The organism is Actinomadura napierensis (assembly GCF_039529375.1).
In the GTDB taxonomy this organism is placed as follows: domain Bacteria; phylum Actinomycetota; class Actinomycetes; order Streptosporangiales; family Streptosporangiaceae; genus Spirillospora; species Spirillospora napierensis.
Map to the genome: position 1 here is coordinate 35,650 of NZ_BAAAMR010000075.1, position 15,610 is coordinate 51,259.

The following is a 15,610-nucleotide window of genomic DNA, read 5'->3' on the forward strand; positions in this document are numbered from 1 at the left end:
GGCGGTGGCGGATCAGCATGGGGGGCGATGTCGGTTCGTGGGCGGCTCGTCCGCCTGTAGCGGGATGGTGATGGGTGTGAGCGAGGTCGGGACGTCGGTGGAGGAGCCGGTTACGGAGGGGTCCTGGATGGGGCGGGGGGTGGCGCTTTTCACGCCGGTGTTCGCCGTGGCGGCCGGATGGTTGGCGGGGGTCGTCGCGCAGTGGGTTCCGGGTGCTCATCTGGACGAGACGCAGGTGACGTCGTTCATGGTGGCGGCGACCACGGCGGCGCTCGGGGCCGGGTGGAAGTGGTTGCAGGGGTGGCAGCAGCATGAGCGGCTCGTCGCCGAGGGGAAGGCCGCGCCGGTCAAGAGCACGGCGGCGAAGTAGGGCCGGCCTGTTCGGCCGGTCGGCGCTTCTTATGCTTGGGGCGGAACGTCGGCCGGAGGGCGGTGGTCGGGGTGGTGTCGGTCGAGGAGTTGCAGGGGTTGTCGGCCGAGGAGCGGGCCGAGTTGCTGCGGACGCTGATCGCGCTGGGTGACGAGGATCCGCTGGAGCAGCCGCGGTACCGGCGGCGCCGGGGAATGGTGCTGGTCTTCCTGGTGGCGTGTTGTGCCTGGCTCATTCCGTGGACGGTCGTGCTGGGGTTCACGTTGCCGCAGCACTACAAGGCGGGGCAGTGGGCGGCCGCGTGGATCGGGTTCGACGTCGCCTTGACGGCGGCGTTCGCGCTCACGGCGTTCGCGGTGTGGCGGCGGCTGCAGATCGCGATCGTGGGCCAGATCGTCACGGGGACGTTGCTGGTGTGCGATGCGTGGTTCGACGTGATGCTGTCGTGGGGCTCGGGCGAGCTCGTGGTGAGTGTGATCACGGCGTTGCTCGGTGAGCTGCCGTTGGCGGTGTTGATGTTCATGGGGGCACGGGCTCTGGTGTTGACGACCGTCCGGGCGTTGTGGGTGCGGGAGGGACGTGCGGGGCCGGTGCCGCGGTTGCGGGAGGTCCGGCTGTTCACTATCGGACGTTCTGTCGGTGGCGGCTTCTAGGGTGCGGGGTGTGAGCGAGGAGACCCTTGTCTGGGGGGAGCTGCGGGCCGGTGGGTTCCTGCACGGGGTGCGGGAGGCGCACCGGGAGGCGACGCTGGCCGTGTTCGGGGGGCTGAGCCGGGCGGCGGGGTTCACCGAGCGGTCTTACGGGGTGACCGCGTTCGATGTGCTGACGTCCCGGATCGACCGGGTCTTCGAGGGCGATCACCGGGTGGTCCGGGACGATCTGAACGGGTCGCCCGGCTGGCGGTACGGGAAGTATCGGGTGCTGTTGAAGCGGCACGAGTTCGGGGCGGTGCGGAAGATCCGGTGGGACCGGGACAGTCCCACCAAGCAGGCCGTTGCGCGGCAGGAGTACGCGGACGACCGGCAGCTCGCGCTCGACATCGGGTTCGGCGGCGACACGCCCGAGGTCGTCACGCTGGTGCTCGCGCACAGTGCGAGCGACGAGCCGTTGGAGATGGAGCTCTTCCTGGGGCGCCCCCGGTGGAATGCCGACGGCGGGACGGCATGGCACTGGGTCCGGGAGCTGGACGACGCGCTTGGAGGTGATCCACGCCGTAAGCTCGTCGAACGGACGATGCCGCTCTGGGACGACGAGGCCGACGTCCCCATGCGGCTGCGCGGAGAGACGAGCACTGAAACGGCATAGTGGACGATGAGCGAACGGCTCGGCGGGTCGCCGAGGCGCGGCTGCTGTTCGACTGCGAGCGGCTGACGCTGGCCCGGCGGCTCAGGGGCCTGCGCAAGAACCAGCTCGCGCAGGCCGTGGGGAGCACGCCGCGGGCGATCGGGCAATACGAGGCGGGGGTGCAGCGGCCTGAGGACGGTGTCGTGTCCCGGCTGGCCATTGCCCTGGGGGTGCCGGTCGAGTTCTTCCGCACCGGGCGCGGCGCGGTGTCGCTGGACGGCGCGCACTTCCGGTCGCTGAGGTCGACCAGCCAGATCGAGCGGGACCAGGCCCTGGCGTACGGGCGGATCGCGGCGGACGTCGTCGCGGCGCTGGAGGATTTCGTCGACCTCCCGGTGGTGGACCTGCCGGAGTACGTGGTGTCGCCGGACGAGATCGCGGGCGGCGGCCCGGTGGAGGCGGCGCGGGTCGCGCGGAGGGCACTGGTCGACGGCCCGGGCCCGGTGCCGCACGTGGTGCGGACCCTGGAGGCCCAGGGCGTGGTGGTGCTCGTGCTGCCCGACGCGGCCGAGCGGGTGGACGCGTTCAGCGTCGGCCTGCATCCGCGTCCGATGGTGTTCTTCAATCCGGCGAAGGGCGACTACTGGCGGAACCGGTTCGACGGGGCCCACGAGCTGGGGCATCTGGTGATGCACGCCGACGCCGAACCGGGCGGGAAGATCGTCGAGGACCAGGCGCACCGGTTCGCGGCGGAGTTCCTGATGCCGGCCGAGGAGATCGCGGGCGAGCTTCCCCGGTCCGCCGACTGGGACCGCTTCGGCGAGCTGAAGGCGGAGTGGGGCGTGAGCATCGCGGCGCTGCTGTACCGGGCCCGCACGCTGCGGGTCATGGAGGAGGGCGCGTACCGCACCGCGATGGGCGCGCTGAGCTCGCGCGGGTGGCGGCGCCAGGAGCCGGGACCGGCCCGTGCGCTGGAGCAGCCGACGATGCTCACGCGGGCGCTGGAGCTGGTGGCGGCCGCGGGCATGGACCGCGACGGCCTGGCCGAACGCGCCCGCGTCACGCGAGCCGACCTGGACCTGCTGGTCCCGCACCGCTGACCGCCGGCGAACCCGGACCTGCCGGTCCCGGCGCGCTGACCGCCGGCGGACCCGGACCTGCTGGTCCCGCGCTGCTGACCGTCGGCCGGCGGGCCGCGGGTTCCGCTGCGCCGGAGCGCGGGCCGGTCCTGGCCTGCTGGTTCCGGCGCGCTGAGCGCGAGGCTGTGGCCTGCGAGGACGGGCGTGCGCGGCGTCGTCTTCGGGCCTCGGCCCGTGCGCGCGCCACGGCCGCCGGCGGCGGGTAGGCGTAGGCTGGGGCGCGAACGAGGGGTTTTCGATGCCGGCGGCCAAGCCCGCGTCCCCCTGGTTCCCCGTTACTCGGCCTCCCCGGGAGGCCAGACAGGTACGGCGCGCATGACGCCGCAACACGATCCCGTCCGCACCCGGACGTGCACCTGCCACGCCGCGGCCGGCATCGGCGGCGTCACGAGGCCGTCGCGTGGACGCGACGGCGCCGCCGCCCGCTGATCCCCGCGCCACCCGCCGGGGACCGGCGTCCACAGACTTCGGATCGGAGATCCACATGCCCACTGGCATCGCCTCGCCCGAGGCCGGGCTGAGACGCGAGCAGCTCGCGGACCACACCCTCATCGCCCTCAGCGGCGAACTCGACATCGCCTCCGCCCCGTCCCTGCGGGAACGGCTGCGCGTCGCGCTGGCCGACTCCGGAGCGCACGTCGTCATCGACCTGTCGGAGGTGACGTTCTGCGACGTGTCCGGGCTGGCGCTGCTGGTCGGTGCGCGGCGCCGGTCCGGGCCGGACGGCTCCCTCGTCCTCGCCTCGCCGCGCCCGCAGCTGGCCCGGCTCCTGCACGTCACCGGGCTCGACCGGGCGTTCACCGTCCGGCCGGCCGGTGGTGCGGTGCCGATCGCGCTGCCCCGCTCCCGATCGGCCGCGGCCTGAATGTCCGAGCGCGTGAGGAGAGCGGGATGAGCGAAGATCTGGCGACGAGTGCGTGGGGCCCGCCGGGGGCGTCCCGGGACGCGGCGGACGAGCAGCGGTTCGCGGCGTCGTTCGAGCTGATGACGGCGGTGCTCGGCGGCGCCCGGCTGCCGGACCTGCTGAACCTCGTGACGGCGCAGGCCAGGGCGCTGGCGCACGTCCCGCTGGCGTTCATCGCCCTGCCCGTCGAAGACGGGAACATGCTCCGGATCGACGTCGCCGACGGCGCCGACGGCGACCTGGTGCGCGGGCTGACGGTGCGGCGCGGCCGGTCGATGCTCGGCCGGGCGTTCGCCTCCCGCCGGGCGCTGTCCGCGCGGATCGCCGCCGATCAGACGCTGAGCCGGCTGCCACCGGGCCCGATCCTGATCCTGCCGCTGGAGACGGGCGAGACGACGCGCGGGGTGCTGGCCGTGCTGGGGCGCCCCGGCGCGCAGCCGTTCGGGCCGGCGACCGCCCGCCAGCTGCTGCTGTTCGCCGACATGGCGGCCCGGCTCGTCGAACTCGCCGAGGGGCGCCGCACGGACGGGGCTGAGGCCGCCGCGGACGGCGCGCATGTCATCGACGGTCTTCGTCCGCCGCAGCCCGGGCTGATGTGAACGGCGCGGATGCGAACGCGCCCACTGTGAATGCGTTCACTGTGAACGCGCCCATCGTGGACGCGCCCGCCGCGAACGGGTTCCCCCTGAACGGGGACGCGCGGGCACGGCGCGGGTTCCGGGTAGATCTTTTGCCGGCCGCGCGCGGCGGTGACCGCCGTGGCCGGGTTTCGCGGACGGGTCTCAGAGCTTGAAAAGCTTGGCGAACGGGGCGAGAATCCGGACCTTGCGCGTCCCGAAGTCGACGAGGACGGCTCGTCCGGCCTCGACCTCCAGGACGCGGCCGAGGCCGTACTTGTCGTGGGTGACCTGGTCGTCGGGGGCGAACTCCTTGGCGGGCGGAGCCGCGGGCGGAGGCGCGAAGGGGCTGGTGGGCAGGTGTCGCCGCTGGGCGGGCCGGAAGGGTTTCATTCCTGCCAGTATGCGCCCCGTCGCGGGTGCACGGGGAGCCTCCCCGCGAGTTGCGGGCAAAATTCGGCGTCCCGGTGCCGTCCACGGAATCATGTGGTAGCGTGTAGAAAGTTGCGGTTCCCATAGACATGTATGTGCGCCTGACGGTTCAACCTCGGGCGCATTTTTTGTTGTTCTGGATCTTCCGGATGGGCCATCGCGGCGTCCGGCTCGCACAAGGTGTGCGGACCGGGAACCGACCCAGAAGGAGACGGCCATGGCCACCGGTACTGTCAAGTGGTTCAACGCGGAAAAGGGCTTCGGCTTCATCGAGCAGGACGGCGGCGGCGCCGACGTCTTCGCCCACTACTCCAACATCGCGGCCCAGGGCTTCCGTGAGCTCCAGGAGGGCCAGAAGGTGTCCTTCGACATCACGCAGGGCCAGAAGGGCCTGCAGGCGGAGAACATCGTTCCCGCTTGATCTCGGACCGGGCGGCGGGCCGGCCGTGAAGGCCGCCCGCCGCACGATCCCCCACTGTCGAGAGCGCGCGGCGCGAGCAACGGCCGCGCGCATCGGTTCGTTTCTGTGAGCTCTTCGCCCGGCCCCGACGTCGGGCCCTGCAGCGGAGCACGTCCTCGGAACGCACCGCTTCCGAGGAAGGCTTCACCATGTCTTATGCCGACCGTCCGGCCGCCCGCAGCGGCCCGCGCGGAAACCGCCGGGGCGGCCGTCGCCGCCCGGCGAACGCCGTTCAGGCGCCGCGCCCGGACGCCGAGTTCTCGGTACCGGAGACCCGCACCCCCGCACTGCCCCCGATCGACTCGTTCGACGAGCTGCCGCTGCCGCCGCGCATCCTGACCGCGCTGGCCGCCCAAGGGGTGACGGACCCGTTCCCCATCCAGGCCGCGACCCTGCCGAACGCCATCGCCGGACGGGACGTCCTCGGCCGCGGCCGCACCGGCTCCGGCAAGACCCTCGCCTTCGGCCTGGCGCTGCTCACCCGCACCGCCGGCCGCCGCGCCGAGCCCCGCGCCCCTCTCGCCCTGGTCCTGGTCCCCACCCGGGAACTCGCCCAGCAGGTCACCGACGCGCTGACGCCCTACGCGGACGCCGTCGGCCTGCGGACGGCGACCGTGGTCGGCGGCATGTCGCTCTCCCGCCAGGCGAACGCGCTGAAGCGCGGCACGGACGTCCTGATCGCCACGCCCGGACGGCTCGCCGACCTCATCGAGCGCGGCGACTGCCGCCTCGGCGACGTGCGGATCACCGTGCTGGACGAGGCCGACCAGATGACCGACATGGGCTTCCTGCCCCAGGTCACCCGGCTCCTCGAGCAGACCCCGTCCGGCGGGCAGCGGATGCTGTTCTCCGCGACGCTCGACCGCAACGTCGACCGGCTCGTCCGCGCGTTCCTCAGCGACCCGGTCAGCCACTCGGTCGACCCGGCGGCCGGTGCGGTCACCGCCATGGAGCACCACCTGCTGCACGTCGCCGACGACGACAAGCAGGACACGACCGCTCATATCGCCGCCCGCGCCGGGCGCGTGATCATGTTCGTCGGCAAGAAGCACGGCGCCGACCGCCTCGTTCGCAAGCTGGTGGCCCGCGGCATCCGCGCGGCGGCGCTGCACGGCGGCAAGTCCCAGTCGCAGCGCAACCGCGCGCTGGAGGGCTTCCGCACCGAGGACGTCACCGTGCTGGTCGCCACCAACGTCGCCGCCCGCGGCATCCACATCGACGACCTCGACCTGGTCGTCAACGTCGACCCGCCCGCCGACCACAAGGACTACCTGCACCGCGGCGGCCGCACCGCCCGCGCCGGACGCGCCGGGACCGTGGTCACGCTCGTCCTGCCCGAGCAGCGCCGCGAGATGGACGACCTGATGGCCAAGGCGGGCATCAAGCCGCACGTTACGCAGGTGCGTTCCGGCGACGGCGAGCTGGCCCGCATCACCGGCGCCCGCGAACCGAGCCGAGCCGCCGCGCAGAACCCCGCCCCGGCGCGCAACGCCGCACCCTCCCGCAACGCGGCTCCCGCCCGCAACGCGACGCGTGACGGCGGACCCAACCGCAACGCGGCGCGCGACAGCGGGACCGGCCGCAAGCCGGCGCAGGAAACCGGCCGCAACGCGGGGCGGGACACCGCCCGCAACGCGTCCGGCGCGCGGAACGGCGGCCGTGGCGGCGGCCCGGCCGCGCGCGGCTCGCAGCGCGGGGACGGGCAGGGCACCGGTTCCCAGCGGAAGCCGCGCCGACGCGCGTCCTCCCTGAACAGCTGACGCCTCCACGCCAAGCCGGCGCGTTCACACCATCTCGCCCTGACTCCGGTCGCGTTCCCCGATGGCCGCACGGCCTCGGGACGCGCCGGCGTCAGGCACGCCGTGGCGTGGCCGCCGGAAGATGAGCGGGACGAGCAGGAACGCGCCCGCCGCGACCGGCATCGCACCGCCCGCCAGGGCGGCGAGACCGGGGACGGCGGGCTGCGCCACTCCCCATGACGAGCCGAAGAACGCGAACCAGCGGGGCCGTTCGGCCTCCGGAGCGATCTCCGCGATCAGCGCCTGCCAGCGGCCCTGGAGCGCGCTGTCGGCGACAGCCCACGCCAGGTAGGCCCCGACGGTGAGCGGGACGGACCGTCCGGCAGCCAGTGCGAAAGCGGCCACGGCGAGGAAGAGCGTGCCGAGGGCGAGGACGCGCTCGTGGGGCAGGCGGTCCAGGACTTGGCGCCCGAGGCGTCCGGTCAGCGGGGACAGGACGGCGGCGCCGGTCAGCGCGAGCCCGGGCAGCCAGGCGGGCGCACCGCGCTGGAGCAGCACGAACGGCAGGTACATGACGACGGCGAGGTAGCCGGCGGCGAACGCGGTTCCGGCGAGCGTCAGCCGGACGAGCCGCGCGGACGGCCGCCACGCACCGTCCCGCACACGTCGCCGGACGGGTTCGTGCGGCAGGAAGATCAGCGCCAGGACGGCGGCGGCGAAGCAGGTCGCCGCGTCCACGACCGCGAGCCAGCGGGCGCCGAGCGGCAGCAGGACGGCGGCGAGCAGCCCGCCGACGGCTCCGGCCGCGACCAGCGACGTGCCGAGGACGCCGTAGACGTCGCTCTGCCGGCCGACGGGGGCGGCGCGGGCGAGCGCCTCCTGCGTGGCGGGCTCGTAGATCTCGAAGGCGAGGCCGACGAGCGCCGCCGCGCCCAGCGTCTGCGGCGGCCCGTGCGCGGCGGCGAGGACGAGCAGGGCGGCGCCGGTGCAAGCGAGGCCGAGCGCGATGAGCGTGCGGGGCGCCGGCCGGTCGAGGAGGACGCCGCCGAGCCACCGCGACGCGAGCGCCGCGACGCCGAAGACGGCCAGCGCCGCCGAGGCGAGGTCCGGACCGGCGAGCACGGCCAGGAACGCCATCACGTACGCGCCGAGCTGGTTGATCACGCGCACGCCGATCAGCGCCCTGACCGGGCGTGGCAGCCCTCCTGTCACCCGCGCAGGCTATGCGGCGGGTCGGACGTTCCCGCGCGCGAGGACGTGTAAGCCGGGTGTAATCGGGCGCCCCTAGGGTCTGCGAGCGTGAAACGTGGGTGTGCGATCAGGACGGTCGCGACGGGCGGGGCGCTGGCGCTCGCCCTGTCGGGATGCGGCGGGGGCGGCGACGGCAAGGCTTCGGGGCCCGGCGGGGCGGCCGCGAAGCCGGCGGCGCGGGCGACCGCGCCCGCCGGGGGCTGGCCGCAGCCGGAGAACGGGCGGCTGACGGCGAAGATGTGCGGTCTGCTGACCGACGACGACTACGCCAGGTTCGGCCACGAGCGCATGCCGCTGGAGAACGGCGCGCCGGCGCAGGACGGCTCGAACACGATCGGCTGCATGTACATCCTGGGCGATCAGCTGACGCTGAGCCTGCAGAGGACCGCGCAGGGCGCGAAGATCGCCTTCCGGCAGGGGGTGGCCGAGCACCAGGACCGCCGCAAGGGCAAGCAGTCGGTCCTGGCGTCCAATGTGGTGCAGGGAGCGGACGAGAGCTGGTTCGACTACTCCACGCTGGGCGGCGACGTGTCCGAGTACGAGGTGGAGGCTCGGCGCGGCGCGCTGACCGTCGGGATCATCCTGTCGGAGGTCCCCCAGCATCCGGACAAGGATCCGAAGGGCATCCTGGCGGGGCTCGCGGGGCTGGTGCTACAGCGGCTTCCCAACGTCGGTAAGGCCGACACGGGGACCGTCCACCAGGTCAAGTACGTGTTGTGGGGGTCCGGTCCGGTGTCCAAGCAGGTCGTCTACAACGATCCGGTGAGCAACAAGACGGTGACGCTGGCGGGGGTGAAGCTGCCGTGGCACAAGGAGTTCCCGATGCCGGACACCGGCGACCAGCCGACGGCGGCGCTGTCGGTCACCGGCGCCAGCGCCCTACCGACAGGGGTGATCGGCTGCGAGATCCTCGTGGACGGCAAGTCGGTGGAGAAGAAGGCACCGGACGGGTTCATGAACTTCTGCAGCACCACCTACCACAACTGATACCCGACCTGATCGAACATGTGTTTGACCCGGTGGGTACAGTGAGGGCATGTTCCAAGGCTCGCTGCTGGACCGCGCCGACGAGGCCGGCCCCCGCCCGCTGAGCGAGGCGCGGCGGACGCGGCTGGCCCACGGCGCCTGGATCGACGTGCTGCCCGGCTGGATCCCAGGGGCGGACGCGCTGTTCGAGCGGCTCTCCACGTCCGTCCCGTGGCATGCGGAGAAGCGCCGCATGTACGACCGGGTCGTGGACGTGCCACGCCTGCTGTCGTTCTATGACGAGGGCACGGCGCTGCCCGACCCCGTGCTGGACGAGGCGAAGGCCGCGCTGGACGAGCACTACGCGGAGGAGCTGGGCGAGCCGTTCCGGACGGCCGGGCTCTGCCTCTACCGGGACGGCCGCGACAGCGTCGCCTGGCACGGCGACCGGATCGGGCGCGGCGCCCACGAGGACACGATGGTCGCGATCCTGTCGGTCGGCGCACCCCGCCCGCTACTGCTGCGGCCGCGCGGCGGCGGCCCGACGATCAAGCGGGAGCTGGGGCACGGCGACCTGATCGTGATGGGCGGCAGCTGCCAGCGGACGTGGGAGCACGCGATCCCGAAGAGCGCCCGCGCGGTGGGCCCGCGGATCAGCGTCCAGTTCCGCCCGCGCGGCGTCCGCTGACCCAGCACACGCTGGTGGACGCGAGCCCCTCCGGCACGTGATCATTTCCGGTATCCGTTCGGGGAGGCGATGGAGGATGACGATCTCGCTGGTCACCGGGGCGAACCGGGGCATCGGGCTGGAGGTGTGCCGGCAACTCACGGCGCGCGGGCACGAGGTGCTGCTCGGGGCCCGCGATCCCGCCGCCGCCGAGCGCGCCGCGAAGGAGACCGGTGCGACGCCGGTCCGGCTGGACGTGACGTCCGCCGCCGACATCGAACGCGTCGCAGCCGACATCGGGCGGCTGGACGTGCTCGTCAACAACGCCGCGATCACCTACGACACCTGGCAGCGGGCGTCCAACGCCGACCTGGACGTCGTCCGGGAGGCCGCGGAGACCAACCTGTACGGGCCGTGGCGGCTGACGCAGGCGCTGCTGCCGGTGCTCCGGCGCAGCCCGCACGGCCGGATCGTCAACGTCTCCAGCGAGGCCGCCTCGCTGGCGGGCATGACCTCCGGCACTCCCGCCTACACCGCCTCCAAGGTGGCGCTCAACGCGCTGACCAGGATGTTCGCGGCCGAGCTGCGGGCGGACGGGGTGCTAGTGAACGCGGTCTGCCCCGGCTGGGTCGCGACCGACATGGGCGGCCCGGGCGGCCGGCCCGTCGCCGACGGCGCCGCGAGCGTGGTGTGGGCCGCGACGCTGCCCGACGACGGCCCGACCGGCGGCTTCTTCCGCGACGGCCGCCCGCTCCCCTGGTGAGAGGCCCGGACATGACCCGCGTGGAACCGCTTGCCGCGATCACCGCGGCCACCCGCGACCTGCTCGCGTCCGCCGGCCGGCTGAGCGACGCGGACATGCGCGCGCCGTCGCTGCTGCCCGGCTGGACGCGCGGCCACGTCCTTGCCCACGTCGCCCGCAACGCCGACGGCGGCACCCGCCTGCTGACCTGGGCGCGGACCGGCGTCGAGGCGCGCGAGTACCCGAGCAAGGAGGCCCGCGCCACCGAGATCGAGGACGGCGCCGGACGCCCGGCCGCCGTCCTCGTCGACGACGTCCGCGCCAGCGCCGACCGGTGGGCCGAGGCGTACGAGGCGATGCCGGACGGCGCGTGGGAGCGGGTCGTCCAATGGACGTCGGGCTCCCGCCGCCCCGCCGCGCGGGCGGCCGATTCGCGGCTCACCGAGGTGCTCACCCACCACGTCGACCTCGACGCCGGGTTCACGCCCGCCCACTGGCCCGCGGACTACATCGCCCGGATGCTGCCGAACATCGTCGCGTCCTACGCCCGCCGCGACGACGCCCCGCGCCTGCGCGTGCTCGCCACCGACACCGGTGCCGCCCACGGCGATGGCGAGTTCCTGGTGTCCGGGCCGGCGTCGCCCCTGCTCGCGTGGCTCATGGGCCGCACGGACGGCCACGACCTCACCGGCGCCGAAGGCGTCACGCTGCCGTTCCTCTACTGAGGCACCGCCGGGCACACCGTTCCGCGCGCGGGCACCTTCAGCGAGATCAGGTAGCCGTCGATCGCGTCCCGCGTGCACGGGCCGCTGTTGTAGACGCCGTGACCGGAGCCCGCGTAGGTGAGCAGAGTCGCCTTCGGACCGATCTGCCGGGCGACGCTCTGCGCCCACGCATACGGGGTGGCGGGGTCGTGGACGGCGTTCAGCAGCAGGATCGGCGCCGCCGTCCGCACCTTCAGCCGGTGCTGCGGGTTCGCGACGGGCTTCGGCCAGCCGAGGCACGCCGTGACGGCCATGACCGGGCGGGTGCCGTGCATGTCGGGCGCGATCCGATCGCCGCTCCGGGACAGCCGCGCGAACTCGCGGTAGTCGCGGACCGGAAGGTTCCAGTCGGAGCAGAACTGCGCGGTGAAGTTGTCGGTCCCGGTCCCTTCGGCGGGCTTCGCCGGAACGGGCCGGACCGGCTCGCTCGCCTCCAGCGCGGACAGCAGCAAGGCGAGCTTCGCCCAGTCGGGCCCGTAGAACGCCTTGTACGTCACCACGAGCAGCTCGAACTCCGTCAGCGCGCGCCCCGGGGTCTGCGGGTCCGCGAGCACCCCGCGCGCGGCGCGTTCCCGCAGGTCGCGCAGGACGCCCCGGACGTCCCTGCCGTGCAGCGCGCAGCTCGCCGTCCGGTCGCACCACGCGGCGAACTGGTCGAAGGAGTCCTGCGCGGCGCCCATATCGGCCCCGAGGAACGACCGGGCCGACCCGACGCCGTGGTCGATGACGCTTTCCAGCACCACCGCGCGCACACGGCCCGGATACGTCTCGGCGTACTCCGCGCCTAGAAGCGTCCCGTAGGAGCTGCCATGGAAGCTCAGCTTGGTCTCGCCCAGCGCCGCGCGGATGGCGTCCACGTCGCGGACGGTGCTCATCGTGTCGGCGTGGTCGTACAGCGGCCCGGTGCGCTTCCGGCAGTCGTCCCTGAGCTTCTCGTTGTAGGCGAGGGTCGCTTTGAACTCCCGAGGGCTCTTGATGTTCGGGTCGGGACGGGCGGCGAGGAGCGCGGCCGAGCACGTCACCGGGTTGCTGGCGCCGATGCCGCGCGGGTCGAAGCTGACGATGTCGAAGCGCTGCCGGAGCCGCTCACTGAACCGGTCGATGCCGGTGGTGATCCGCTGGACGCCGGAGTCACCGGGCCCGCCGGGGCCGAAGACGAGAGTGCCGACGCGGGCGTCCGGGTCGAGGGCCTTGCGGCGCGCGATGGCGAGGCCGAACGTCGGGCCGTCCGGGTGCGCCCAGTCGACGGGGAGCCGGAGGGTCGCGCACTGCGCCTTGCCGTCGTCGCCGCACGCCTTCCAGTCGATGGCGGTGGCCGTCGCGGCCGCCGACTGCGGCGACAACGGGACGGCCGCACCGGCGAGCACGATGCCCGCCGCCGCTGCGCCCAAGGCGAGCCGCCTGTGCTTGCGCTGCATGGATGTCCTTCCGGGAGGGACGTCGAGGGAGCTTCCGCCGAGGGCGGGAGAGCGGCCGAGGCGGCCGGAGAACGTCCCGGCGGCCCGGGACCGCGAGATCACGCTAGGCCGCGCTCCCGGCGCGCGGCAGGTTGATCAGGGACGGTTCAGGGTGCGGTCAGGGGCGCCTCAGGGTCGGCCGCCGGACGTCCCGGACGCCCGGCGGCGACCGCGGGCGCCCGCCGGGCGGCGGCGCGTCACCGCGTTGTCGGAATCCGCCGCAAAAGAGGGCCGCCGATTGTGGCGGACGACAATTATCGCGAGAACCGGTGAGAATGAGTCGCGTGACTCAGCGGCCGTCCAGTTCGCCGTTCCTGACGGCGCGCAGCAGCGCGCGCCACTCTGCGGAATCGAGCGTGAGCATTCCGGCGGCGGGGGCACGGGAATCGCGGACCAGCACGGCCGGGCCGTCCGCCGCGACCTCCACGCAGTCGCTCGCGGACTGGCTCCTGCTCCCCTTGCGCCAGGTCAGCGCCTCCCCCCGCTTCGACCGATAGACCATCCAGCAACCCTCCATCCGGTGCCGGCGGTGCCGCCTCGTCGGCCGAACAGGCCGGGGGCGCCCGCAGGCGAGAGCCAAGCAGGGCACGACGAACCACGACCTTGTGGAAATTTTCCCGATCACGAGTGTAAACGGTTCCAGTTATCCCGCCTACAAGGGAACACAAGATCACTCTGCGTGCTATGAAGGCCACTCGGCTTGGAGAAGGGCCGGAACGGCGTCACCTCCCGTCGCGGTCGTTTCGCTCCCCCCGGGGAAAGGGCCGATCAGGCCATCAGCTCCTCGGCGGTGCGGCGGAGCATCGCGATGGACTCCTCGGCCGAGAGCGCGTCGTCCAGCAGCAGTTCGAAGGTGTCGCGGTACTCGGTGATCCGGTCGTCCTCACCGGTGATCATCGCGCTGGAGCCCGACCGGCCCTCCAGGAACAGCACGTCGTCGAGGTCGCCGTCGAACTCCAGGAGGGTGAACGGCCCCTCCAGTCCGAGGTGCGCGCCCGCGCTGAACGGGATGATGCGGACGGTGAGCAGGTCGTCGGTCTCGGCCTGGTCGGCGATGCCGCGCAGCTGCGCGGGCATGATCCCGGGATCGACCTTGATCCCCACGTGGCGCCGGATGACCGCCTCGTCGATGATGTAGAGCTGGCGCGGCGGGTTCTCGCGCTTGGCCAGCTCCTCCTTGCGCTGCATGCGCAGCTTCACGCCCATCGCCCGCGCCTGCGGCGACACCTTGGCGGTCGAGAGGACCTCGGCGTACTCGCGGGTCTGCAGGAGCCCGGGGATCACCGAGCCGTGGAAGTGCCGGATGTAGGCGGCGCCGGCGGCGTACCCGACGTAGTTGAGGAAGTTGGGGTCGAAGTCGCCCCGGTAGGCGTTCCACCAGGCCGACTCGCGGGCGCCGCGCGCCAGCGCCTGCAACCGCTCCTGGCGGCCCTCCGACGTCACGTCGTAGACGTTCAGCAGCGCCTGCAGGTCGGTCCTGGTGATGGCGTTCTTGCCGCCCTCGACCCGGATGAGCTTGGACGGGGACCACTCCAGCTGCCGCACCACCTGCTCCTGGGTCAGGCCCTTCTCCTTGCGGAGGCGGACGAGCTCGGTGCGCAGCAGTGCGCTCTGGACGATGGGCCCCTGGTCACTTGTCATATGAAGCTCACTCTACGTAGTTTTCGCCACCTAACCGTATGCTACCTGGCACTGAGCGAGCTGTCAGGACGCATGCGAACAAGCCGACACCTGACTCTCTGGTGATCGGTGCGGTCAAGGCCGGAGTCCCGCGATAACACGGAATCTCGGACGATCAGCAGGTTTCGGCGTGCCGTATGTCGGTAGACTATGTTGTAATGTGCTAGGTGGCAAAGTAGCAGCATCCGCCCCGCCAGCGGGCGGCCTGCCACCTCGGTACGGAGACGATCCTCACGCAGGGTGAGAACGCGGCGGGGGTACCGCGGCCGCCCGGCGGACGGGGAGCGAGAAGGAAACGCACGGCCCGGCGGCCCGGGCGGCGCCGCCGAGGGGAGCACGACGGGGAGGCAGAATCCGGTACGTCGCTTTTCGGCAATTCCAGAAAAAAGAATAGAGTCGCCCCCGCTCTCCGCCGATCACCGGTTGCGAGCCAAGACGATCGGCCGGAAGGCGGGGGGCGACTCCGCGAGACCGCCGGGCGCGTCGCGCCGGACCTGCGGGCACCCTGCACGCGATGCGGGGCCACCCGCATTGACCTGGCAAAACGCACTCCGCGGACTCACCCAGTCTAACCGCGATCACGCGGCATGGGCTATAGGTGACGCGACTTCGGCACCGTTCCGTCTCCCCGCCGGCACCCCGCGGCGGGGCTGACCGCAATGGCGGGACGCGCCGGAGACGCGATTCAAGGCATGGGGTCATCCGACATGTCACGACAGCAGAATCATCCCCCGACCTTTGACGTCCACCCCATTCACGAGCACGTTCCTCCCATTCATCAGCATTCGCCGCGTTTCCAAACCATGCGGCGCGGCTTCTGGGCCTCGCTCGTCCCGCTGGAGCAGGCGGCGTTCCTCGCCGCCGCGCACGAGGTCGAGTTCCCCCTCGGCGAGGTGCTGTGGCGGGAGGGGGACCCCGCCGACGACCTCCTGGTGATCCGCTCCGGCGCGGTGCGGATCTGCGTCGACCGGGAGGGCGGCGAGCGGATCGTCGCGTTCCGCGGTCGCGGCGACATCATCGGCGAGCGCGCCGCGCTGCTGCTGCGGCGCCGGTCGGCGACGGTCGTCGCGGTCGACACCGTCCGGGCCCTGCGGATGAGCACGCAGGAGTTCGCCGCCTACCTGACCGAGCACACGCG

18 protein-coding genes are annotated in these 15,610 nt (G+C 72.8%); 13 read left to right on the plus strand and 5 right to left on the minus strand.

Annotation, left to right across the window (positions count from 1 at the left end; all coding sequences use genetic code 11):
• The first annotated feature begins 76 nt into the window (after positions 1 to 76).
• The 6 genes from ABD296_RS33490 (at position 77) to ABD296_RS33515 (ending at position 4,296) form a co-directional block, all read left to right on the plus strand.
• Entirely contained in the window at positions 77 to 370 is a 294-nt protein-coding gene (locus ABD296_RS33490; RefSeq protein ID WP_344276537.1) for a hypothetical protein, read from the plus strand.
• A gap of 62 nt (positions 371 to 432) precedes the next feature.
• On the plus strand, positions 433 to 1,023 hold the full coding sequence (locus ABD296_RS33495; protein WP_344276540.1) for a hypothetical protein: 591 nt from the start codon (positions 433 to 435) through the stop codon (positions 1,021 to 1,023).
• A gap of 10 nt (positions 1,024 to 1,033) precedes the next feature.
• On the plus strand, positions 1,034 to 1,675 hold the full coding sequence (locus ABD296_RS33500) for a hypothetical protein (protein WP_344276543.1): 642 nt from the start codon (positions 1,034 to 1,036) through the stop codon (positions 1,673 to 1,675).
• Positions 1,675 to 2,754: an XRE family transcriptional regulator gene (locus tag ABD296_RS33505; RefSeq protein ID WP_344276546.1), complete on the plus strand. Its 1,080-nt coding sequence runs from the start codon at positions 1,675 to 1,677 to the stop codon at positions 2,752 to 2,754. Before ABD296_RS33500 ends, ABD296_RS33505 begins: the two co-directional genes overlap by 1 nt.
• 523 nt (positions 2,755 to 3,277) lie before the next feature.
• Positions 3,278 to 3,658 (plus strand): STAS domain-containing protein, encoded by a 381-nt coding sequence (locus tag ABD296_RS33510; protein ID WP_344276549.1) that lies wholly within the window; start codon positions 3,278 to 3,280, stop codon positions 3,656 to 3,658.
• A 26-nt stretch (positions 3,659 to 3,684) separates the two neighbouring features.
• Positions 3,685 to 4,296 carry a GAF domain-containing protein gene (locus tag ABD296_RS33515; protein WP_344276552.1) on the plus strand — a complete coding sequence of 204 codons (612 nt, stop codon included), beginning with the start codon at positions 3,685 to 3,687 and terminating at the stop codon, positions 4,294 to 4,296.
• Between the two features lie 183 nt (positions 4,297 to 4,479).
• Here the strand turns inward: ABD296_RS33515 and ABD296_RS33520 are convergent, their stop codons facing one another.
• On the minus strand, positions 4,480 to 4,707 hold the full coding sequence (locus ABD296_RS33520; RefSeq protein WP_344276555.1) for a hypothetical protein: 228 nt from the start codon (positions 4,705 to 4,707) through the stop codon (positions 4,480 to 4,482).
• 256 nt (positions 4,708 to 4,963) lie between these two features.
• Here ABD296_RS33520 and ABD296_RS33525 point away from each other — a divergent pair, with 256 nt between their 5' ends.
• Complete coding sequence (locus tag ABD296_RS33525; protein ID WP_024936225.1) at positions 4,964 to 5,167, plus strand: cold-shock protein; 204 nt, start codon at positions 4,964 to 4,966, stop codon at positions 5,165 to 5,167.
• Positions 5,168 to 5,355: 188 nt separating this feature from the next.
• A complete protein-coding gene (locus tag ABD296_RS33530; RefSeq protein ID WP_344276567.1) occupies positions 5,356 to 6,966 on the plus strand; it encodes a DEAD/DEAH box helicase in 1,611 nt (536 codons plus the stop codon).
• 24 nt (positions 6,967 to 6,990) lie between these two features.
• On the opposite strand, the gene ABD296_RS33535 is transcribed toward ABD296_RS33530, so the two are convergent.
• Complete coding sequence (locus tag ABD296_RS33535) at positions 6,991 to 8,157, minus strand: MFS transporter (RefSeq protein WP_344276570.1); 1,167 nt, start codon at positions 8,155 to 8,157, stop codon at positions 6,991 to 6,993.
• An 87-nt stretch (positions 8,158 to 8,244) separates the two neighbouring features.
• On the opposite strand from ABD296_RS33535, the gene ABD296_RS33540 reads away from it, so the two are divergent.
• From ABD296_RS33540 to ABD296_RS33555, 4 genes are all read left to right on the plus strand, one after another.
• Positions 8,245 to 9,183 carry a hypothetical protein gene (locus ABD296_RS33540; RefSeq protein WP_344276573.1) on the plus strand — a complete coding sequence of 313 codons (939 nt, stop codon included), beginning with the start codon at positions 8,245 to 8,247 and terminating at the stop codon, positions 9,181 to 9,183.
• A gap of 49 nt (positions 9,184 to 9,232) precedes the next feature.
• Positions 9,233 to 9,850, plus strand: a complete 618-nt coding sequence (locus ABD296_RS33545) for an alpha-ketoglutarate-dependent dioxygenase AlkB (RefSeq protein ID WP_344276576.1) — start codon at positions 9,233 to 9,235, stop codon at positions 9,848 to 9,850.
• Positions 9,851 to 9,926: 76 nt separating this feature from the next.
• Complete coding sequence (locus ABD296_RS33550) at positions 9,927 to 10,592, plus strand: SDR family oxidoreductase (protein WP_344276579.1); 666 nt, start codon at positions 9,927 to 9,929, stop codon at positions 10,590 to 10,592.
• 11 nt (positions 10,593 to 10,603) lie between these two features.
• A complete protein-coding gene (locus tag ABD296_RS33555) occupies positions 10,604 to 11,296 on the plus strand; it encodes a maleylpyruvate isomerase family mycothiol-dependent enzyme (protein ID WP_344276582.1) in 693 nt (230 codons plus the stop codon).
• Here the strand turns inward: ABD296_RS33555 and ABD296_RS33560 are convergent.
• The 3 genes from ABD296_RS33560 to ABD296_RS33570 all read right to left on the minus strand — a co-directional run bounded on the left by ABD296_RS33560 (position 11,290) and on the right by ABD296_RS33570 (position 14,433).
• The gene (locus ABD296_RS33560; RefSeq protein WP_344276585.1) at positions 11,290 to 12,753 is read right to left on the minus strand and encodes an alpha/beta hydrolase; all 1,464 of its coding nucleotides are present in this window, start codon (positions 12,751 to 12,753) and stop codon (positions 11,290 to 11,292) included. The genes ABD296_RS33555 and ABD296_RS33560 overlap by 7 nt on opposite strands.
• 328 nt (positions 12,754 to 13,081) lie before the next feature.
• Positions 13,082 to 13,294 (minus strand): DUF397 domain-containing protein, encoded by a 213-nt coding sequence (locus ABD296_RS33565; RefSeq protein WP_344276588.1) that lies wholly within the window; start codon positions 13,292 to 13,294, stop codon positions 13,082 to 13,084.
• A gap of 266 nt (positions 13,295 to 13,560) precedes the next feature.
• Positions 13,561 to 14,433, minus strand: coding sequence for a helix-turn-helix domain-containing protein (locus ABD296_RS33570; RefSeq protein ID WP_344276591.1), 873 nt, complete (start codon positions 14,431 to 14,433; stop codon positions 13,561 to 13,563).
• Between the two features lie 842 nt (positions 14,434 to 15,275).
• Here ABD296_RS33570 and ABD296_RS33575 point away from each other — a divergent pair.
• On the plus strand, positions 15,276 to 15,610 hold a 335-nt coding region (locus ABD296_RS33575), incomplete at its 3' end, for a cyclic nucleotide-binding domain-containing protein (protein WP_344276594.1).